Source organism: Pseudomonas mangrovi (assembly GCF_003052585.1).
In the GTDB taxonomy this organism is placed as follows: domain Bacteria; phylum Pseudomonadota; class Gammaproteobacteria; order Pseudomonadales; family Pseudomonadaceae; genus Aquipseudomonas; species Aquipseudomonas mangrovi.
This window is the reverse complement of the sequence record NZ_QASN01000019.1, coordinates 176883-196850: the sequence shown is the minus strand read 5'-3', so window position 1 is coordinate 196850 and position 19968 is coordinate 176883. Positions and strand designations below refer to the sequence as shown.

Annotated in this window: 19 protein-coding genes; 7 read left to right on the top strand and 12 right to left on the bottom strand. The window is 66.8% G+C overall.

Features of this window, described 5'->3' with window-relative positions; genetic code table 11:
* The 3 genes from ybeY to miaB form a co-directional block, all read right to left on the bottom strand.
* Positions 1 to 480, bottom strand: coding sequence for an rRNA maturation RNase YbeY (gene ybeY, locus DBO85_RS11975; protein WP_108107506.1), 480 nt, complete (start codon positions 478 to 480; stop codon positions 1 to 3).
* Positions 473 to 1474: a PhoH family protein gene (locus DBO85_RS11970; protein WP_108107628.1), complete on the bottom strand. Its 1002-nt coding sequence runs from the start codon at positions 1472 to 1474 to the stop codon at positions 473 to 475. The genes ybeY and DBO85_RS11970 overlap by 8 nt, the downstream gene beginning before the upstream one ends.
* 347 nt (positions 1475 to 1821) lie before the next feature.
* Positions 1822 to 3138 (bottom strand): tRNA (N6-isopentenyl adenosine(37)-C2)-methylthiotransferase MiaB, encoded by a 1317-nt coding sequence (gene miaB / locus DBO85_RS11965; protein ID WP_108107505.1) that lies wholly within the window; start codon positions 3136 to 3138, stop codon positions 1822 to 1824.
* Between the two features lie 204 nt (positions 3139 to 3342).
* Here miaB and DBO85_RS11960 point away from each other — a divergent pair, with 204 nt between their 5' ends.
* The gene (locus DBO85_RS11960; protein ID WP_108107504.1) at positions 3343 to 3675 is read left to right on the top strand and encodes a DUF1820 family protein; all 333 of its coding nucleotides are present in this window, start codon (positions 3343 to 3345) and stop codon (positions 3673 to 3675) included.
* Between the two features lie 39 nt (positions 3676 to 3714).
* Here the strand turns inward: DBO85_RS11960 and DBO85_RS11955 are convergent, their stop codons facing one another.
* The 5 genes from DBO85_RS11955 to DBO85_RS11935 form a co-directional block, all read right to left on the bottom strand.
* The gene (locus DBO85_RS11955; RefSeq protein ID WP_108107503.1) at positions 3715 to 4254 is read right to left on the bottom strand and encodes a tetratricopeptide repeat protein; all 540 of its coding nucleotides are present in this window, start codon (positions 4252 to 4254) and stop codon (positions 3715 to 3717) included.
* Positions 4255 to 4423: 169 nt separating this feature from the next.
* Positions 4424 to 5713 carry a glutamate-1-semialdehyde 2,1-aminomutase gene (gene hemL, locus DBO85_RS11950; RefSeq protein WP_108107502.1) on the bottom strand — a complete coding sequence of 430 codons (1290 nt, stop codon included), beginning with the start codon at positions 5711 to 5713 and terminating at the stop codon, positions 4424 to 4426.
* A gap of 14 nt (positions 5714 to 5727) precedes the next feature.
* On the bottom strand, positions 5728 to 6363 hold the full coding sequence (gene thiE, locus DBO85_RS11945) for a thiamine phosphate synthase (RefSeq protein ID WP_108107501.1): 636 nt from the start codon (positions 6361 to 6363) through the stop codon (positions 5728 to 5730).
* Positions 6360 to 7157, bottom strand: coding sequence for a hydroxymethylpyrimidine/phosphomethylpyrimidine kinase (locus tag DBO85_RS11940; protein WP_108107500.1), 798 nt, complete (start codon positions 7155 to 7157; stop codon positions 6360 to 6362). The genes thiE and DBO85_RS11940 overlap by 4 nt, the downstream gene beginning before the upstream one ends.
* Before the next feature lie 45 nt (positions 7158 to 7202).
* Positions 7203 to 8303 carry a DUF2855 family protein gene (locus DBO85_RS11935; protein ID WP_108107499.1) on the bottom strand — a complete coding sequence of 367 codons (1101 nt, stop codon included), beginning with the start codon at positions 8301 to 8303 and terminating at the stop codon, positions 7203 to 7205.
* A 52-nt stretch (positions 8304 to 8355) separates the two neighbouring features.
* Between DBO85_RS11935 and DBO85_RS11930 the strand changes: the two genes are divergently transcribed.
* Positions 8356 to 9009 (top strand): TetR/AcrR family transcriptional regulator, encoded by a 654-nt coding sequence (locus DBO85_RS11930; RefSeq protein WP_108107498.1) that lies wholly within the window; start codon positions 8356 to 8358, stop codon positions 9007 to 9009.
* 113 nt (positions 9010 to 9122) lie between these two features.
* Positions 9123 to 10772: an acyl-CoA dehydrogenase family protein gene (locus tag DBO85_RS11925; protein WP_108107497.1), complete on the top strand. Its 1650-nt coding sequence runs from the start codon at positions 9123 to 9125 to the stop codon at positions 10770 to 10772.
* A gap of 151 nt (positions 10773 to 10923) precedes the next feature.
* Here the strand turns inward: DBO85_RS11925 and DBO85_RS11920 are convergent, their stop codons facing one another.
* Complete coding sequence (locus tag DBO85_RS11920) at positions 10924 to 11763, bottom strand: ion transporter (RefSeq protein ID WP_108107496.1); 840 nt, start codon at positions 11761 to 11763, stop codon at positions 10924 to 10926.
* A gap of 172 nt (positions 11764 to 11935) precedes the next feature.
* Here DBO85_RS11920 and DBO85_RS11915 point away from each other — a divergent pair, with 172 nt between their 5' ends.
* Positions 11936 to 13147: a putative DNA modification/repair radical SAM protein gene (locus DBO85_RS11915; RefSeq protein WP_108107495.1), complete on the top strand. Its 1212-nt coding sequence runs from the start codon at positions 11936 to 11938 to the stop codon at positions 13145 to 13147.
* The gene (locus tag DBO85_RS11910) at positions 13147 to 14004 is read left to right on the top strand and encodes a TIGR03915 family putative DNA repair protein (RefSeq protein ID WP_108107494.1); all 858 of its coding nucleotides are present in this window, start codon (positions 13147 to 13149) and stop codon (positions 14002 to 14004) included. Before DBO85_RS11915 ends, DBO85_RS11910 begins: the two co-directional genes overlap by 1 nt.
* A gap of 88 nt (positions 14005 to 14092) precedes the next feature.
* Here DBO85_RS11910 and DBO85_RS11905 read toward each other — a convergent pair whose 3' ends face one another.
* Positions 14093 to 14905, bottom strand: coding sequence for an acyl-CoA thioesterase (locus DBO85_RS11905; protein WP_108107493.1), 813 nt, complete (start codon positions 14903 to 14905; stop codon positions 14093 to 14095).
* A gap of 469 nt (positions 14906 to 15374) precedes the next feature.
* Between DBO85_RS11905 and DBO85_RS11900 the strand changes: the two genes are divergently transcribed.
* Positions 15375 to 16079 carry a hypothetical protein gene (locus DBO85_RS11900; RefSeq protein ID WP_146168206.1) on the top strand — a complete coding sequence of 235 codons (705 nt, stop codon included), beginning with the start codon at positions 15375 to 15377 and terminating at the stop codon, positions 16077 to 16079.
* Between the two features lie 73 nt (positions 16080 to 16152).
* Positions 16153 to 17628, top strand: coding sequence for an AMP nucleosidase (amn, locus tag DBO85_RS11895; protein WP_108107491.1), 1476 nt, complete (start codon positions 16153 to 16155; stop codon positions 17626 to 17628).
* Positions 17629 to 18002: 374 nt separating this feature from the next.
* Here the strand turns inward: amn and DBO85_RS11890 are convergent, their stop codons facing one another.
* Together DBO85_RS11890 and ahr are read right to left on the bottom strand one after the other, a co-directional pair.
* Complete coding sequence (locus DBO85_RS11890) at positions 18003 to 18443, bottom strand: GNAT family N-acetyltransferase (protein WP_108107490.1); 441 nt, start codon at positions 18441 to 18443, stop codon at positions 18003 to 18005.
* A 59-nt stretch (positions 18444 to 18502) separates the two neighbouring features.
* The gene (ahr, locus tag DBO85_RS11885; protein WP_108107489.1) at positions 18503 to 19534 is read right to left on the bottom strand and encodes an NADPH-dependent aldehyde reductase Ahr; all 1032 of its coding nucleotides are present in this window, start codon (positions 19532 to 19534) and stop codon (positions 18503 to 18505) included.
* Positions 19535 to 19968: the final 434 nt, after the last annotated feature.

Here is a 19968-nt window from a genome sequence, read left to right as displayed (position 1 = left end):
TTAACTCAAGTTGCCCGCGGCCGGCTCGTCGTCGGCGTAAGGGTCGGGATGGCCAAGCTCGGCCAGCAATTCTCGTTCCAGTGCTTCCATTTCCTCGGCTTCCTCGTCTTCGATGTGATCGAAGCCGAGCAGGTGCAGGCAGCCGTGGATCACCAGGTGCGCCCAGTGCGCCGCCGCCGGTTTGCCCTGTTCCTCCGCCTCGCGCTCGACCACCGGCACGCAGATCACCAGATCGCCTAGCAGAGGGATGTCGAGGATGCCGTCAGGTATCTCGGCGGGGAAGGACAGCACATTGGTGGCGTAATCCTTGTGTCGCCAGGTGCGGTTGAGCTCGCGGCCCTCGTCCTCGTCGACCAGGCGAATGGTCAGCTCGGAGTCGGCGCTGCGCTGGCGCAGGCCCGCTTCGCACCAGCGCCGGAAATCCTCCGCGCTCGGCAGGTTCGCGGCGCTGGAGGCATTCTGCAGATCCAGCTCAAGCATCGCCCGAGCCCGGCTCGCTGCCCTTGGCGTCTTCCTGGCGCGCGTCGAAGCGGTCGTAGGCCTCGACGATGCGCTGCACCAGTGGGTGGCGCACCACGTCGCGTGAGTTGAAGTGGGTGAAGCTGATCCCTGGTACTCCGCGCAGCACTTCGATCACGTGCTTGAGGCCGCTCTTGGTGCCGCGCGGCAGATCGACCTGGGTGATGTCCCCGGTGATCACCGCGGTCGAGCCGAAGCCGATGCGGGTGAGGAACATCTTCATCTGCTCGGTGGTGGTGTTCTGCGACTCGTCGAGGATGATGAAGCTGTTGTTCAGCGTGCGCCCGCGCATGTAGGCGAGAGGGGCGACCTCGATCACCTGCTTCTCGATCAGCTTGGCCACCTGTTCGAAGCCGAGCATCTCGTAGAGCGCGTCGTACAGCGGGCGCAGGTAGGGGTCGATCTTCTGCGACAGGTCGCCGGGGAGAAAGCCGAGCTTCTCGCCGGCTTCGACCGCCGGGCGTACCAGCAGGATGCGGCGCACCTGCTCACGCTCCAGTGCGTCCACCGCGCAGGCAACCGCCAGGTAGGTCTTGCCGGTACCGGCCGGGCCGATGCCGAAATTGATGTCGTGCTCCAGGATCGACTTGACGTAGCCCTGCTGGTTCGCGCCGCGCGGCCGGATCATGCCCTTGCGGGTGCGCAGGGTGACGGTTTCGGTCTGCGGATTGGCCAGCGCCTCGACGCCGGACTCCTGCAGGAACAGATGGACCATGTCGGGGGAAAGCTCGCTGGCTTCGGTTTCACGGTAGAGCAGGCGCAGCAGGCGCTCGGCGTCCTGGGTACGTGCCGGATCGCCGAGCAGCTCGAACTGGTTGCCGCGATTGCGCAGGGTGATGCTCAGGCGATTTTCGATCTGCCGCAGGTGCTCGTCGAACTGGCCGCAGAGATTGGCGAAGCGACGGGCTTCGAAAGGCTCGAGGGTAAAGCGTCGTGGAGCGTCGGAGGCGTTCAAGGGTGGGGCAAGGACCATTGGCTGGGAAAGGGGGCAAGAATAGCGCTGCGCGAGCAAAGCTCAAAGTCGATCGTGGCGAATGGTGAGCCGCGTCGACTATCGGGCGGCCTCTCTACCGTATGCAGGTGAGACGTCAACGCGCCCGCCAAGTTGCCTGTTGCCCGCGGTTTCGATGGCATTCGAGAGCCGGACGTTACGTTCGGCGGATTACGCCGCCTGGCGGCTGATCCGCCCTGCGGAGACGCTGGGCGCAATTAGCACAGCGCATTGCGCCGCACCTCGGTTTCTGGCCGCGTCGATTCTGGCTGAGCCGATTTCGGTCGAGCCGCTTCCGGCCGAGCCGATTCTCAGCCCTCGACCAGCACGCCACGCAGCGAGTGCGGCAGCGCCTCTTCGATGCGCAGGTCGACGAACTGGCCGATCAGGCTCGGGTTGCCTGAGCGAAAGTTGACGATGCGGTTGCTCTCGGTGCGGCCCTGGAGCATGCCCGGGTCCTTCTTCGAGTAGTCGCTGACCAGTACCCGCTGGGTGCTGCCGACCATGCGCCGGCTGTGTTCGAAACCCTGCTGGTTGATGCGCCCCTGGAGGATCGCCAGGCGCTGCTTCTTGACCTCGTCCGGGGTGTCGTCGGCCAGGTCCGCGGCCGGCGTGCCCGGGCGCGCGCTGTAGACGAAGGAGTAGGAGAAGTCGAAGCCGACGTCTTCGATCAGCTTCATGGTCTGCTCGAAGTCCTTGTCGGTCTCGCCGGGGAAGCCGACGATGAAGTCCGAGCTGATCAGGATGTCCGGCACCGCGGCCTTGAGCTTGCGGATGCGCGACTTGTATTCCAGTGCGGTGTGGTTGCGCTTCATCGCCGCCAGCACCCGGTCGGAGCCGGACTGCACCGGCAGGTGCAGGTACTTCACCAGTTGCGGGATCTCGGCGTGCGCCTGGATGATGGCATCGGAGAACTCCAGTGGGTGGCTGGTGGTGTAGCGGATGCGCTGGATACCGTCGATCGCCGCCACCGCGTGCAGCAGGTCGGCGAAGTCGCTGCCGTCGTGGCGATAGCCGTTGACGTTCTGGCCGAGCAGGGTGACTTCCTTCACGCCCTTCTCGGCCAGATGGACGATCTCGGCCAGCACGTCGGCCATCGGCCGGCTGACTTCCTCACCGCGGGTGTAGGGCACGACGCAGAAGGTGCAGTACTTGCTGCAGCCTTCCATCACCGACACATAGGCGGTCGGGCCATCGACACGCGGTTCGGGCAGACGGTCGAACTTCTCGATCTCGGGGAAGCTGATATCGACCTGGGCCTGCTTGGTGCTGCGCGCCGCATCGATCATCTCCGGCAGACGGTGCAGCGTCTGCGGGCCGAAGACCACGTCGACGTAGGGCGCACGATCGCGGATCGCGGCGCCTTCCTGGCTGGCGACGCAGCCGCCGACACCGATCACCAGATCCGGATTGCCATCCTTCAGCTCGCGCCAGCGACCCAGCTGGGAGAACACCTTGTCCTGGGCCTTTTCGCGGATCGAACAGGTGTTGAGCAGGATGACGTCGGCCTCGGCCGGGTTCTGCGTCACTTCCAGCGCCTGGTGCTCGCCCAGCAGATCGACCATGCGCGAGCTGTCGTACTCGTTCATCTGGCAGCCGTGGGTTTCGATATAGAGCTTCTTGGGCATGACGTCGCCTGGAAATGGTTAAAAAATGACCGCGCATTATAGAAGGGCCGTGGCGAGCGGCAAGCCACAACCTGCAAGTAAAGGCGAAATGCCCCCGGCGCTCGTCTGCCGGCCCGCTCCCCGCGGCTGATGGCTTGCGGCTCGCTGCCCGCCCCCATGCTATGCTCCGCGCCCCCGTAATTCAGGCAACGACATCCGGAATCCATGAGCAAGCGCGAACCGATCTACAAGGTCATCTTCCTTAACCAGGGCCAGGTCTACGAGATGTATGCCAAGCAGATTTTCCAGAGCGATCTGTGGGGATTCCTGGAAATCGAGGAGTTTGTCTTCGGCGAGCGGACCCAGGTGGTGGTCGATCCCAGCGAGGAGAAGCTCAAGGCGCAGTTCGACGGGGTGATCCGCAGTTTCGTGCCGATGCACGCCATCGTCCGTATCGACGAGGTCGAGCGCCTGGGCACGCCGAAGATCAGTGAGGCCAAGGGCGGCGGTAACGTCATGGCCTTCCCGATGCCGCCGATGCCGGATAGGAACAGCTAGAAACCGGGAGTACAAGCAGACGTTGCGTCGCGCTACCAGCTAGGGCGAGAAGGGCGAGCCTGCTTCGGCGTCCTGCAGTTCCAGCAGGTAGTTGCGGAAGATCTGGCCGAGCACCTGGCTGGCGATCTCCAGCTCTTCGCGGCGCATCTGCACCGACACCAGATCGGCGCTGTCGAGCGCTTCCTCCGAGCCGTTGACCGCGGCCATCTTCAGCACTATGTAGGCCTGCACGTTGTTGGCCTGCACGCCCTCGCCACGGAAGAACATGCTGCCCAGACGATGCTGGGCCTGGGCGTGGCCCTGCAGCGAAGCCTTCTCGAACCAGCTCAGTGCCTGCGGCAACTCGCGCGGGGTGCGCTGACCGTCGTAGTAGTACTCACCGAGTTCGAACTGAGCCTGGGCATCGCCGTCGATGGCCGCCTGGCGGCAGGCAGCGAGGGCGTCGGGGAGGTCTTCCGGCAGGGTGTCGAGCGAGCAGCGACCGGTCGCAGGAATCAGCAGCGAGTTGTCTCCCGCCTGGGCAAACAGCGGAAGAAGCATCAGGCAACCCAGGAAGAGGGTGCGGCCGGTGCGGTTCATGAACGAAATGACGCCTCTGGATGATCGAAAAGTCGGCTCTGCGAGCGAGCAGGCCGTCACATTATGGAGAAGCCTCGCCCATGTGACAAAGCCTTTGCCGGCTTTCCCGGCGCGGCGGCCGCACTGCTGCGCCTTCGGCGGGCGCGGCCAGTGCGAACGCGGTGACCGGTCAGTCGCGGGCGATGGCGGCGAAGGCCTTTTCCGCGGCGTCCAGGGTCAGGGCAAGTTCCGCCTCGCCGTGGGCGATGGAGGTGAAGCCGGCCTCGAAGGCGCTCGGCGCCAGGTATACGCCGCCATCGAGCATCAGATGGAAGAAGCGCTTGAAACGCTCGGCATCGCTGGCCATCACGTCGGCGAAGGTGACGATGTCGTCGGCGCCACTGAAGTACAGGCCGAACATGCCGCCGGCCTGGGTGGTGACGAAGGGGACGCCGGCCGCATCGGCGCGCTCCTGCAGGCCGGCGAGCAGGCGGCTGGTGTAGTCGGCAAGCTCGGCGTGGAAGCCCGGACGGCTGATCAGCTTGAGGGTGGTCAGGCCGGCCGCCATCGCCAGCGGATTGCCCGACAGGGTGCCCGCCTGGTAGACCGGGCCGATCGGGGCGACGCACTCCATGATCGCGCGCTTGCCGCCGAAGCAGCCGACCGGCATGCCGCCGCCGACGATCTTGCCGAAGGTCGAGAGGTCCGGCGTCACGCCGTAGTGCGCCTGGGCGCCGCCGAGGGCGACACGGAAGCCGGTCATCACCTCGTCGAAGATCAGCACCACGCCATGCTCGTCGCACAGCCTACGCAGGCCTTCGAGGAAGCCCGGCGCCGGCGGCACGCAGTTCATGTTGCCGGCCACCGGCTCGACGATGATGCAGGCCACGCTCTGGCCAGTGCGGGCCAGGGTTTCCTCGACTTCGGCCAGGTCGTTGTAGGTCAGGGTCAGGGTGTGCCGGGCGAAGTCCGCCGGCACCCCGGCCGAGCTGGGCACGCCCTGGGTCAGCGCGCCGGAGCCGGCCTTCACCAGCAGACTGTCGGAGTGGCCGTGGTAGCAGCCCTCGAACTTGATGATGTCGTCGCGCCCGGTATAGCCGCGCGCCAGGCGGATCGCGCTCATGGTCGCCTCGGTGCCGGAGCTGACCATGCGCACCATCTCCATCGACGGCACCAGCGCGCAGACCCGCTCGGCCATCTGGGTTTCCATCGCCGTCGGCGCGCCGTAGGACAGGCCGTGCTGCAGCTGGTTGCGCACCGCATCGAGCACTTCCGGGTGGGCATGACCGAGAATCATCGGGCCCCAGGAACCGACGTAGTCGACGTAGCGCTTGTCATCCTCGTCGATGACGTAGGCACCCTCGGCGTGCTTGAAGAACAGCGGCGTACCGCCGACGCTGCGAAACGCGCGCACCGGCGAGTTGACGCCGCCGGGGATGTGCTTCTGGGCGCTGGCGAACAGACTTTCGGAACGGGACATGGGGCTCTCTCGAATCAGGAAGAAGGAAACAGATCGCTGAAGGCGCGGGCGCGGAATTGCACCTCGGCGGCTTCCGACGTGGCGAACAGGGCGTGCACCACGGCAACCATGTCGGCGCCGCGGGCAATCAGGTCGGGGGCGTTGGTGACGGTGACGCCGCCGATGGCGACGATCGGCAGACCGATGCGCCGGCGCGCCTCAGTGAGCAGATCGACGCTGGCGGTCGGAGCGCCCGGCTTGGTATGGGAGTCGAAGAAGCGGCCGAAGGCCACGTAGCTGGCGCCTTCGGCAGCGGCGCGTTCGGCCAGCTCCAGACTGGCGTGGCAGGTCGCGCCGATCAGTGCCTTGCGTCCGAGCAGGGCGCGGGCAGCGGACAGCGAGCCGTCCTCCTGGCCCAGATGCAGGCCGACGCCCAGGCGTGCGGCCAGCTCGGCGTCGTCATTGATGATCAGCTGTGCGCCATGGCGCATGCACAGTTCGCGCAGGGCCTCGGCCTCGCGCAGGCGACGGGCTTCGTCCGCCGATTTGTCGCGGTACTGCAGCAGCCGGGCACCGCCCTTGAGTGCGGCTTCGACGTGGGCGAGCAAACGCCCGCCGCCGAGCAGCTGGCTGTCGGTGATCGCGTAGAGGCCGCGCAGGCTGCTGCTCATCCGCAGAAGTCCAGCGGCAGACGACGCGGCACGAACTGGCCGCGACCGGGGGCTTCGGCGTCGCGCAGGGTGCGCCAGGTGTAGTCGAGCGCCGTGCGCACCGCGCTGACCAGGCCTTCGCCATGCGCCAGACGCCCGGCCAGGGTGCTGGCCAGGGTGCAGCCGGAACCGTGGTAGCCGCCGGGCAGGCGCACGCAGGTGAAGTCGTGGCGGCTGCCGTCACGCAGGTACAGGCGGTTGTGGATCTGCTCCTCGTCGCCATGCCCGCCGGTGATCAGCAGGTTCTGGCAGAACGGCAGCAGCTTCTCGGCGCACTGATCAGCGCTGCCCTCGGGCAGCTCGGCGAGGATGCGCGCCTCGGGCAGATTCGGTGTGGCGACGGCGGCAATCGGCAGCAGCCGCTCGCGCATCGCATAGCCGACGTCGTCCTTGCCCAGCGCGCCGCCGCCGCCGGCGCGCAGCACCGGGTCGCAGACCAGCGGCACGTCGGGCAGCGCCTGCATGATCTCGAGCACGGTCTCGACCATCTCGACCGAGCCGAGCATGCCCAGCTTGACCGCGGCCACCGGCAGGTCGGCGATCACCGCGCGGGCCTGGGCCAGCACCCAGTCGCGGTCGAGTACGCGGAAGTCGGAGACGTTGACCGTGTCCTGCACCGTCAGTGCGGTGACGGTCGGCGCGGCGTGGCAGCCCTGGGCGAGCAGGGCCTCGATGTCCGCCTGCAGGCCGGCACCCCCGGAGGGGTCATGGCCGGACAGGCAGAGGACGACGGGACGGGAAGGATGGCTGTTCATGGCGGGCGACTTTACCACCTCGCGCCCGCCATGGTCAGCGGCAGGTCAGCGCAGGCGGACGATCTGCCCCTGTTGCGGCGACAGGCGCCCGTGCACCAGGTCGGCGATGATCCGCGCGGCCGGCTCGAAACCTTCGCTGTGCACCACCTCCACCAGCTGGTTGCCGCTGGCCTCGACGCGCTTGTAGAACTTCACCATGCCTTCGCCGACATAGCGCGAGACGCCGCCCGAGCCCCAGTCGACATTGCGTTTGCGCATCTGGATCGGGGCGAAGAACATCTTCGGCTCCGGGCCGCTGGCGGCCTTGTACTCGGCCTCCTCGGTGTTCTGCGCCGAACCGGCGACGCAGCTATAGACCAGTTGGTTGCCGAAGTGCGCATGCACCCGGTCGCGCAGGGTCAGGTCGCTGGAGAAGTCGACATACAGGGTCGGCACGCTGGCGTCGAGCTGCTCCAGGTCCTGGTAGGCCAGGGCGCTGCTGTAGCAGCCCAGCTGCTCGACGAAGGCCATGTTGCCGCGCGAGGTCAGGCCGATGCGCTCGATGGCGTGGTCTTCCAGGCAGAACAGCGTGCAGTAGGCGGTCTTGCTCGAGGCGCTGGAGATCACCAGGCGCCGGGCGCCGAAGAACTGGTTGTCGACCAGGAAGTCGGCGAGCATCGCCGAGGTCAGGTACAGCGGCTTGAGCAGCGCCTGCAGGTCTTCGTGCTCGGGGCTGTAGTAGGGGTCGGCCGAGCACAGCGGGTACTGGTTGTAGGGCGTCGGCAGCTCGGCGCGGTGCTCGTCCAGGGCACGGAAGCCGCGCGGGGTGACGCCGGCCTTGATCCGCGCATAGCTGGCGATCGGGTAATAGCCGTAGTAGCGTGCGCCGACTTCGATGCCCTCGACCGCCGAGGCCACCACGTTGGCGAAGCCCCACACCGGCATGTGGCCCCAGTCGGCTTCGCCGGTGGGGTAGAAGTCCCAGTAGCGCATCGAGTCGCCGAAGGCGGCGTAGGTGATGTTGTTGGTGGTCAGGGCGAAATGGTCGGGCTTGAGGATGACCTCGCCGGGGGCGGGCGTCAGGTCGAACTCGACGCTTTCGATGCGGCTCTGCTCCAGCGCCTTCTTGCGGGTGAGCAGGTGGGTCTGGGTGACGATGTTGGACATCTTGGGCTCCGGAATGACGGCCGATTGGGTGTGCAGACAAGAGTAGGGGGCGATGGACAGGAACGGGTTCGGAAAGCGCGGCACGCCGGCAAGCGAAGCGGCAAAGCCCAGAACCAAGCCGCTCAAGCGGCCCAGCCAGGCACGTGCGGTGTTTACCGTGGAGGCGATCTACCAGGCCCTTGTTCGGATTTGGCAGCGCGACGGCTGGGCCGGCGTTACCACGCGGGCGGTGGCGCTGGAGGCTGGTTTTGCCGTTGGCACTCTCTATGAATATTTCCCCAGCAAGCAGGCGTTGCTGTCGGGTTACGTGCGCCACAGTATCGAGCAATTGCTCGCACGCATCGACGAACAGGCGATCGCCCCGCCGGAGCTTGACTGGCGCGAGCGACTGGCGCGCCTGCTGCGGTTCAGCGGCGAAGCCATGCAGCCGCTGTTCGGCTTCGAGATGGCCCAGCTGGAGGCGCAGATCGCCGAGCCCAAGCATCACCTGCGCGCCTATCAGGAGCTGCTGGAAAAGTGGCGGCAACTGTTCGCCGCCTGTGCGGACCTGCCGCAGCCGGTCAGTGCCCAGCGGGTCGAGGCGCTGTTCCTGATGGTCTGGGGCGGGCGTCGCTACGCCGCGCTGGCGCAGTTGGACGAAGCGCGCCTGCGCACCTGGCTGGAGGAGGTGGAGCGGCTGCTGGTGGCGGCGCTGGATAGCCACTAAGGCGTTGCCGCCGCTATCTGGCAGTTCTGCCTTGGCGCTTGGCGGCTACTGCCCTTTGTTGTCGGACAATCCTGCTTCACTCTGGTGATCTTGCGCCCGCGCCGGAGATCGCCATGCACCTGCACCAGTACGCCGAAACACACGAAGTCAGCAACCAGGTGCCTCCGCTGGATGGCGCCAATCTTTACCGTCTCGACCTGCCGCTGCAGCAGTGGACCCGACGCTTTGGCGCCGGCTGGGCCGAGGCGCGGCTGGAGACCTACGGCGCGCTGGCCGGCGGCCCGCTGATGGCCGCAGGCTTTCTCGCCAACGAGAACAAGCCGCTGTTCAAGAGCCATGATCGCTACGGTCATCGTCAGGACCTGATCGAGTTCCACCCGGCCTACCACGAGCTGATGCGCACGGCGATCGAGCACGGTCTGCCGTCGCTGCCCTGGACACATCCGCAAGCCGGTGCGCATGTCGCCCGCGCCGGCCTGACCTACCTGCACAGTCAGGCCGAGGCCGCCAGCGGTTGCCCGCTGACCATGACCTTCGCCGCCGTGCCGGCGCTCAGGCTGCAGCCGGATATTGCACAGCAGTGGCTGCCGAAGATCCTTGCCAGCGAGTACGACCCGCGCAATCTGCCGATCGAGCAGAAGGCCGGCGCTACCATCGGCATGGCAATGACCGAGAAGCAGGGCGGCACCGATGTGCGCGCCAACACCACCCGCGCCCATCCGCTTGGCGCTGGCGGGCCGGGGCAGGCCTACGAGCTGGTCGGGCACAAGTGGTTCTGCTCCGCACCTATGTGCGATGCCTTCCTCACTCTGGCGCAGACCGACAAGGGGCTGTCCTGCTTTCTGCTGCCACGGCATCGCCCGGATGGCACGCGCAACCAGTTCTACGTGCAGCGGCTGAAGAACAAGCTGGGCAACTGGGCCAATGCCTCCAGCGAGGTGGAGTATCGCGGTGCCCTGGCCTGGATGATCGGCGAGGAAGGCCGCGGCGTGCCGACCATCATCGAGATGGTCGGCATGACCCGCTTCGACTGCATGGTTGGCTCCAGCAGCCTGATGCGCCAGGCGCTGACCCAGGCCATCCATCACTGCACGCATCGCCAGGTCGGTGGCCGTGCGCTGATCGAGCAGCCGCTGATGCAGAATGTGCTCGCCGATCTGGCCCTGGAAAGCGAGGCGGCGCTGGCTCTCTCGTTGCGCATGGGCCACGCCCTGGACCAGCCCAACGACGCCCGGGAAACCACCTTTGCCCGCCTGGTCACCGCGGTGGGCAAGTACTGGATCTGCAAGCGCGCCCCGGAAATGATCGCCGAGGCCAGCGAATGCCTCGGCGGCGCCGGTTACGTCGAGGACACCATCCTGCCGCGGCTGTACCGCGAGGCGCCGGTCAACTCGATCTGGGAGGGCTCGGGCAACGTGCAGTGCCTGGACGTGCTGCGCGCCCTGGCCAAGGAGCCGGGCGTGCTCGATGCACTCTTCGACGAACTCGGTGACGGCCATGGCGAGCGCCGCCTGGCCGCGCATATCGAACGCCTGAAAAGCGACCTCAACGATCACGACGACATCCACTACCGCGCACGCCAGCTCAGCGAAGACATCGCCGTCGCCCTGCAGGCCAAGCTGCTGCTGGAAGCGGGCAACGCGGTCGTATCCGACGCCTTCATCGCCAGCCGTCTGGAGGGGCGTGGACGGGTTTACGGGGCCTTGCCCCGAGGTGTCGGCGTCGCGGCGTTGCTCGAACGAAGTGCGCCGCAGCTGGCGTGAGCGTCGCGTCACGGCCGAAGTCCGCTTAAGAAGCATCGTTACCTTTCGTAGGTAAAGATGCCTCTTCCGCGGATAGCTCGAACCTGGGGCGAAGTGCTCCCCCTGCGTAGATGCAGGGCTGCGCGCATTGGGAACTTGTCGAACCCAGCCTTTACCCGCGCTGCCCGCGCAGCATTTCCTTGATCTCCGCGATCTCCCCGCGCAGGGCGCGGACTTCGTCGTGCAGGTCGGCCTCGATGTGGTCGCGGGCGGCGTCGATGGTGGCCTGGGTGGCTTTCTGTTCGGCCTCGGTCACCGTCTGCATGGCGTTGACGATGATCGCGATGAACAGGTTGAGCATGGTGAAGGTGGCGATCAGGATGAACGGGATGAAGAACGCCCAGGCGTAGGGGAAGACCTCCATCACCGGGCGCACGATGCCCATCGACCAGCTTTCCAGGGTCATGATCTGGAACAGCGTGTAGAGCGAGCGATCCAGGCTGCCGAACCAGTCGGGGAAGGCGGCGCCGAACAGGTTGGTGGTGATCACCGCGAAGACGTAGAAGATCAGCCCCAGCACCAGGGCGATCGAGCTCAGCCCGGGGATGGCCGAGAGCAGCGCGCCGACCACGCGGCGCATCGACGGCACCATGGTCACCAGGCGCAGTACCCGCAGTACGCGCAGGGCACGGAGGATGCCGAGCTGGCCGCTGGCCGGAACCAGGGCAATGGCGACCACTGCAAAGTCGAACAGGCTCCACGGGTCGCGGAAGAACGCGACGCGGTGCACGTAGATGCGCGCGGCGATCTCGACCACGAAGACGGCGAGGATCGCGCCGTCCAGTGCATGCAGCACATCGCCCCATTCGGCCATGAGGCTGGCCGAGGTCTCCATGCCGAGGATGATCGCGTTGATGACGATCAGCAGCAGGATGCTGCGCTGTATCGCAGGTCGGTCGAGGAAGTATTCGAGTCGACTGCGCACAGTCGTTTCCAGGGGGAGTTCCTGCATCTTGCTTACCTGATGATGAATGCCTATGTCCGCATCTAGCGGTGCCGGCGGGCATGCGCAAGGGCGCTGCCAGTGCCGGTCCGGCGCGAGTATGCCGAGGCTTTCCGACTTGTGGAAGTGACGTGGCGCTGTTGTTTGGATACTGTATATAAAAACAGTATCCAGGTGCCCCATGCAGCTTATCGACAAGCTCGAAATCCTCGCCGATGCGGCGAAGTACGATGCCTCCTGCGCCAGTAGCGGCGCCCCCAAGCGCGGCTCGAAAGGCAAGGCGGGGCTGGGCGCGACCAATGGCATGGGCATCTGCCACAGCTACACCCCGGATGGCCGCTGCGTCTCGCTGCTGAAGGTGCTGCTGACGAACTTCTGTCTCTACGACTGCCAGTACTGCATCAATCGTCGCTCCAGCGACGTGCCGCGGGCGCGTTTCGCGCCGCATGAGGTCGCCGAGCTGACCATGGATTTCTACCGGCGCAACTGCGTCAGCGGTCTGTTCCTCAGTTCGGGGATCATCCGCTCGGCGGACTACACCATGGAGCAGCTGATCGAGGTGGCCCGCCTGCTGCGCGAGGAGCACGGGTTTCGCGGCTATATCCATCTGAAGACCATTCCCGATGCCGACCCGCTGCTGATCGAGCAGGCCGGGCGTCTGGCCGATCGCCTGAGCGTCAATATCGAGTTGCCGACCGAGGCCTCGCTGCTGCGCCTGGCGCCGGAAAAACAGGTGCGCAGCATCCGCCAGACCATGAGCCAGATCCATGATCATGAAGCCGAGGCCAAGGCGGAACGCCGCGGGCCGGCGTTCGCCCCGGCAGGCCAGAGCACCCAGATGATCGTTGGTGCCGACGCCACCGATGACAGCAGCATTCTCGCCACCGCCCAGTCGCTGTACCGCGTGCATCGGCTACGGCGCGTGTACTACTCGGCGTTCAGTCCGATTCCACGCAGCCCGGCCAGCGTGCCTTTCGCGGCGCCGCCGCTGTTGCGCGAGCACCGTCTGTACCAGGCCGACTTTCTCATGCGCGGCTATGGCTTCAGTGCCGGCGAGCTGCTGACCGGGCCGGGCAATCTGGCGCTGGATGTCGACCCCAAGCTGGCCTGGGCGCTGAGCCACCGCGAGCTGTTCCCGCTGGACCTGAACCGCGCGCCGGCGGAGCTGCTGGCGCGGGTGCCCGGCATCGGCCTGGTGAACGCAAAGCGGCTGGTCGAGCTGCGCCGGCACAAACGCGTGCGCTTCGAGGATCTGCGCCGTTTGCGGGTCTCGCTCGACAAGGTCCGGCCCTTCGTGGTGACGGCCGACTACCGCCCGACCCAGGCTGAATCGCCCAGCAGCGTGTTGCGTGCGCAGCTGCGCGAAGCACCTACCCAGCTGGCGATCTGGTGATGTGGCGGATCAGCCTGAGCGGCGGTTTCGAGCAGTGGCGGCGCGAGGCGCGGGCGTTGCTGCTGGCCGGGGTGCCGCCGGAGCAGGTGAGTTGGGACGAGGTGGGCGAGCAGGCGGACCTGTTTGCGTCTCTGTCTGCGCCCGTTCCGGCGGCGGCAAGTGGAGTCACGGTGCGCATTTCCGCGCGGGTGCAGGCCTTGCTGGAGAGCGCGGCGCGCTACCGCACCGAGGATCGCTGGGCCTTGCTGTATCGGGTGCTCTGGCGAACCGCCGGTGGCGACATGGCGGCGGTGCTGGCGGGCGATGTCGATGGCTCGCGGCTGATGCAGCGGGTCCGCGCGGTGCGCCACGAGATTCATCATCTGCATGCCTTCCTGCGCTTCGCGCCGAACCCGCAGGCGTGGGGCCCGCGCCACCTGGCCTGGTTCGAGCCGGCGCATGAGGTGCTCGATCTGGTGGGCGAGCATTTCAGCCAGCGCATGGGGCGAGAGAGCTGGATGATCGCCACGCCAGGGCCCGGCCTGTGCTTCGATGGCCAGCGCTTCGACTATCGCGAGAGCTGCCCCGAGTCCTGGCGCAGCCAGGCGCGCCTCGCCGCGAGCGATCCGATGGCGCTCTGGCAGCGCTACTACAGCAGCATCTTCAATCCGGCGCGGATCAATCCCGAGGCCATGCGCGGGCATATGCCGCTGCGCTTCTGGCGCCATCTGCCCGAGGGCGCGCTGGTGCCCAAGCTGCTCAGCCAGGCGCGCCTGGGTGGTCGCCGCCACGGCCAGCGCGAGGCGCTGGCGCAGCAGCGTGGCAAGACCATTGCTGGGCGACCAGCGACCGCATCCGAGAGCGGCGGCGAGTGCTGAACGAGGCGAGCCGCGCCCCTTGCGATGTCGGGTGGCGGCGGCTCGCTTGGTGTGGGAGCCGCGTTGGCGTTGCCGCGCGGGCCTTGGCTCAGGCCTTGTAGTAGACCAGTTGCTGGCTGCTGGCGAGCAGGCGGCCGTCGGCGCTCCAGAGCTCGGCGGTCTGGTCGGCGAAACCGTTGTGCAGTACCTGGGCACGGGCGCAGGCGAGCAACGGCTCGGTGCCACAGGCGGCCAGTTCGGCACTGCCGGCGTGGAAGTACAGGGTCATGCTGACGGTGCCGGCCGGACAGGGCTGCTGCCGGCGCAGGAACACCCGCGGGAAGAACACGTCGGCAAGCGCGGTCAGCGAGAGGAAGTCCAGTGCACGCGGTGGCTGGTCGCGGATCCACAGACGGCTCTGCGAGTCGTCGCGGGCATCGGCGGGGCGGAAGGTCAGCATGCCGTCGATGAAGCGCATCTCGTAGTTGTCGACCCAGGGGGTGAAACCGCTGACCGGGGTGATCGGCACTTCGCTGGCCGGGGCGACGTCGGGGCAGGCCAGTTCCTGGTCGGACCAGGTCTCGCGGCGTTCGGCGGTCATGGCGCTGGCCAGGATCGCGGTTTCGCCCGCTTGGATCAGCTCGATCGACCAGTGCTGGGTGGAGCGGTTGGTGCGCGCCGGGCGAGCGCGGATCTCGAAGTCGGCATCGGCGATCGGGCCGGCGAAGTTGACGGTGAGCGCCACCGGTTCGCCAAGGCGCTGCGGATGCTGCAGCACCGCGTTGAGTACCACCGCGGCAATCGCGCCGCCGAAGGGGCCGACCATGTTGGCGTAGGCCGGGGTCAGGCGACCCTGATACAGGTCTTCGCCTTGTGCGTGCAGCTGGATGGCCTGGTCGAGGGGATGCGGACTGGTGCTCATGCGGATCTTCCAGTGTCGTGAGTGTGGCGGGCCAGAGCCGGTCCGCAGCGAACGCCGTACCCTAGCCAGATGGCAGGGGCGAGGCAACCCGGCGCTGGTTCAGCTGTTCAGGCTTCGCTTCGCGATCATCCAGGGCGAGTCCTGGCCAGCGCCTCAAGTGTGCTGTCGCACGGCCGATAGCGCGGCAAGTCTTCGGGGGTTGCGCATGACCATCTCACCAGTTGCCTCGCCCGTTTCTTCCGTTAAATCTGCCGCTCCGGCGGGCCCCACAGCGCCTGCCGCCCCTGCCCAGCAGCAGGAGGAGTCGGCGGGGGTGCAGGTGTCCTTCAGCGACGCGATGCGTGAACGTCTGAACGACATGCGCAAGATGAGCCGCGCGCTCAAGGCGCAGAACCAGGCCGTGGCCGAGGCTCGGAAAGATGAGGCGCGCTAGCGCATCGAGAGGATCCGCCAGCAGATCAAGCAACTGATGATGCTGGTCGCGGCCATGGGCGGGCTCGCTTCCAAGGGTGTGCTGCGGCAGATCGAGCAATTGGCGCGCTCCCTTGGCCAGGCGGCGTCGGTACTCAAGGAGGGCGGTGGTGGCGCGGACCTCGTCGGCTCGGCGAGCGCTGCGCAGGGCCCGGGTGGGGAGGAGTCGGCGGCATCGGGCAGCAGCCTGGTCGTTTCGGTCGAAACTGCCGCGCAGAACGACGCACAGAACGAAACGCCGCAGGAAGGTGATGCGGCAGCTGACGCTGTGGCAGCCAATGCTGTGGCAGCCAATGTTGCGAGCGCCGAAGCGGTCGAGGCAGATGTCACTGCTGAAGATGTGGCGGCGCAGGCTGGACTGGTGCCAGGTCAGGCTGCAGCAGCGCAAGGCGAAGACGGCGAGCAGACCGCTGCGGCCGACGCCGAGGAAGCCCAGCGCGCCGAGCAGGTGATGTCCAAGCGTACCGAGCGTGAGCAGCGCCGCGAGGATGCCGAGCTGATCCGTAAGGCGGTCCGTGAGCTGAAGGCGCTGCTGGCGCTGGTGAAGGCTTCGCTGGGGCCGGGCGACGAAGACTCCGACAAGCAGGTCAAGCGCATCAATCAGGATATCCAGGCCAGCGAGAAGGCGGCCCAGAGCCTTTCCAGCGGTGCTGTGGGTGACGGCGGGCTGGCCGCGCTGGGCAGCATTTCCGTCACTGTCTGAGGGTTATTCTCGACCTACCGTCGGCCGCCCGGAGCAGGCAAGATGATGTGCTCCGAGCTCAGAGGATGACTTGATGATATTCAGTGCCACCGATGACTTCGTCGTTGCCGACACACCGGAGGAGGCGGTCGAGCGCCTCGCCGCGCTGCACCAGCGCGCCACCAAGGCGCTGAGCCAGGCGCTGCGGCGCTATCTGAAGGAGCGCGTGCTGCCCGACGAGGCCGAGCGTGCGCTGTTCCGCTACCCCGAGTTGCGCCTGACCTACGTCTGCCAGGGCGAGGTGCCGACCACCGTTCGTGCCTATGCCAAGGTCCAGTTGCCCGGCGTCTACAGCGTCACCGTGACCCAGCCTCAGGCATTTCGCGGTTACCTGCTCGACCAGTTGCGGCCGCTGATGGACGACTTCACGCTCAAGGTCGAGGTGGGTCCGAGCCGGAAGAACATTCCCTATCCCTATGTCGTCGACCAGGGTGACGAGCTGGCGGGTTCCGGGGTGACCGCCGCCGAGCTGGCGCGGGTGTTCCCCAGCACCGATCTGTCGGCCGCCTCGGATTCGGTCGCCGACGGCCTGTACGAGTGGCAGGACGCCGAGCAGATGCCGCTGGCGCTGTTCGACGCGGCGCGCACCGACTTTTCGCTCAAACGCATCCAGCACTACACCGGCAGCGACTGGCGCCACGTGCGGCCGTGGATACTGCTGACCAACTACCACCGCTATGTCGACCAGTTCATTCGCCACGGGCTGGCCCAGCTGCGCGATGACCCTCGCTTCGTGCGCATGGTGCTGCCGGGCAACGTGATCATCGAACGCGGTACCTCCGAGGAGGACGCCCAGGCGGTGGCCGATGCGGTGGTCTGGCATCGCTACCAGATGCCGGCCTATCACCTGATCGCATCCGACGGCCATGGCGTGACCCTGGTGAACATCGGTGTCGGCCCCTCCAACGCCAAGAACATCACCGACCACCTCGCTGTGTTGCGCCCGCATTGCTGGCTGATGATCGGCCACTGCGGTGGGCTGCGGCAGTCGCAGACCATCGGCGACTACGTGCTCGCGCATGCCTACATGCGCCGCGACGGCATCCTCGATCGCGTGCTGCCGCCGCATATCCCGATCCCGGCGCTGGCCGAAGTGCAGATGGCGCTGCAGGAAGCCGCCGCGCAGGTCACCGGCGAGCGCGGCGACGCGCTGAAGAAACGCCTGCGCACCGGTACCGTGCTGACCTACGACGACCGCAACTGGGAACTGCGCTGGGCCCAGGAGCGCCCGCTGATCAACCTGGCGCGCGCGGTGGCGGTGGACATGGAGAGCGGCACCATCGCCGCCCAGGGCTACCGACTACGCGTGCCTTACGGCACGCTGCTGTGCGTGTCCGACAAGCCGCTGCACAGCGAGATCAAGCTGCCTGGTGCGGCCGGCGCCTTCTACGAACGCGCGGTCACCCAGCACCTGCACATCGGCATCGCCGCGCTGGAGCTGTTGCGCAGCCAGCTCGAATCGCTGCATTCGCGCAAGCTGCGCAGCTTCGACGAGCCGCCGTTCCGCTGAGATGGCTGAATTGCGCCGTGTTTATCCACCATGTCGCCGCGCGGTGTTGATGCGTTCGGTGATCTGCGGGCGGGCGCTGCGGCGCAATGCGCTGCGCTTATTGCGCCCTACGATTTGGCTGCACGCGTAGGTTGGCGCCGAGCAGCGCGAGGCCCAACAAGAGGTGGCGGCATCGCGGTTCGTAGGGTGGATAACGCCGTGTTTATCCACCATGGCACCGCGCGGTGCTGATGCGCTCGGTGATCTGCGGATGGGGGCATCGGCGCAACGCGCTGAGCTTGTTGCGCCCTAGGGTTTGGCTGCACTTGTAGGTTGGCGCCGAGCCGCGCGAGGCCCAACAGGCGGCGCCGCTCTGCGGCTATCCATTTTCGCCATCAGGCAAGCAGCAGATGAAGGATCGGAAACGGCCGGCCGCCGCCGTCCAGCGGCGAGCGGCTGTCCACCTTAAAGCCCTGGGCCAGGTAGAAGCCCAGCGCCTTTGGGTTCTGTTCGTTGACATCGACCCTATCCGCACCCAGGCGCGTCACCGCATCCAACAGCAGGCGCCTGCCGATGCCCTGGCCGTGCGCCTGCGGATCGACGAAGAGCATTTCCACCTTGCCGGCGGCATAGCCGAGAAAGCCTGCGACCTGGCCGTCCGCGCCGCGGATGCAGGTGAGTACCAAGGAAGGGAAATACTGCTCGATGAGCAACGGCTTGAGCACCTTTATGTCGTGCTCTTCGAGGAAGTCGTGGGTGGCGCGCACCGCCGCCTCCCAGACCTCGAGCATTCTAGGCAGGTCGGCGGCGGCGGGCGTTTCGATCGGGACGTGCATCTTGGCTATCGGTATCTGCTGGTGAAGGCGCGCAGCATGCCCGCACCAGCAGCGGCGTGTCACTTCCCGGCTTCGAGCACCACGCGGTAGCGCGCCTTGCCGTCACGCAGGTGCTGGATGGCGTCGTTGACCTTGCTCATGGGGAAGTGCTCGACCTGCGGCACGATGCCGTGGCGGGCGCAGAACTCGAGCATGGTGCTCATCAGCGCCGGTGAGCCGACCGGCGAGCCGGAGATGCTGCGCTGGCGCGGGATCAGGTTGAACACGTGAACCGGGATCGCGCTGGGCACGATGCCGACGAAGTGCAGCCGGCCCTTGGGGCCGAGGGTCGCGATCAGGCTGTTCCAGTCCAGATCGGCGCTGGCGGTGACCAGCAGGAAGTCGAGCGTGCCGGCAATCGCCTGCATCGCCTTGCTGTCGGTGGAGGCGACCACCTTGTGCGCGCCCAGGCGCCTGGCTTCGTCCTGTTTGTTCAGCGAGGAGGTAAAGGCGGTGACCTCGCAGCCCCAGGCATTCAGGAAGCGCAATGCCAGATGACCGAGGCCGCCGATGCCGACCACGCCGACGCGATGGGTCGGCTTGACGTCGAAGTCGAGCAGCGGTGCGAACACCGTCGAGCCGCCGCAGAACAGCGGGCCGGCCAGGCTGGCGTCGAGGCTCTCCGGCAGTGGGATGGCCCAGGCCCAGTGGCTGCGCAGGCGATCGGCGAACCCGCCGTTGCTGCCGACGATGGTCGGCTTGGCGGTCGGGCAGAGCTGGTGCGAGCCCTCCATGCAGCTGTGGCAGTGCATACAGCTGCCCTTGTACCAGCCGATGCCGACCCGCTGGCCGAGCTTGAGGCCGCGTACGCTGTCGCCGACGCGGACGATGCTGCCGACCACTTCATGGCCGGGAATGAACGGATAGCGCGCGTTGCCCCACTCGTTGTCGATCATCGACTGGTCGGAGTGGCAGATGCCGCAGTACTCCACCGCTACTTCCACTTCTTCGGCGCCGAGCGGGCCGGGATCGTAGCTGTGGGGCTGCAGCGGCGCGCGTGGCGCGGTGGCGGCCCAGCCGGTGAAGGTATCGAGGACGGATTCGCTGCTCATAGGGGAACTCCTGGCGAGATGGACGGGCGCCGACGGGCAGGCGGCGGCGAAAACCCTGCCAGCATAGACGCAGAAGATGACCGGGTGGTGCGTGAATGGCGTGATCTTCATGGGTCGGATGCTTGTGGCTCTGCTCAACAGAGCGGTGTTGCGCAGGCGGTGGAAGATTGCCGAACCGCCTGTTCGGTCGCGGCTTGCTCTGCGCCGACCTACGGCAGGGCAACGCCACTCATCGCCTGTGCCCATGGTGGATAAACAAAGCGTTATCCACCCTACGTGTTCGAGCCCAGCAGATGGTCCGGCGGGTAGGGCGCAACAAGCGCAGCGCATTGCGCCGCAGCCAGCCAGTCGGGCTTGGAGCCAATTGAGCCCCGAGCGGGGTCATGGTGGATAAAGACGGCGTTATCCACCCTACGCAGGCGGGCGGCTGCGCA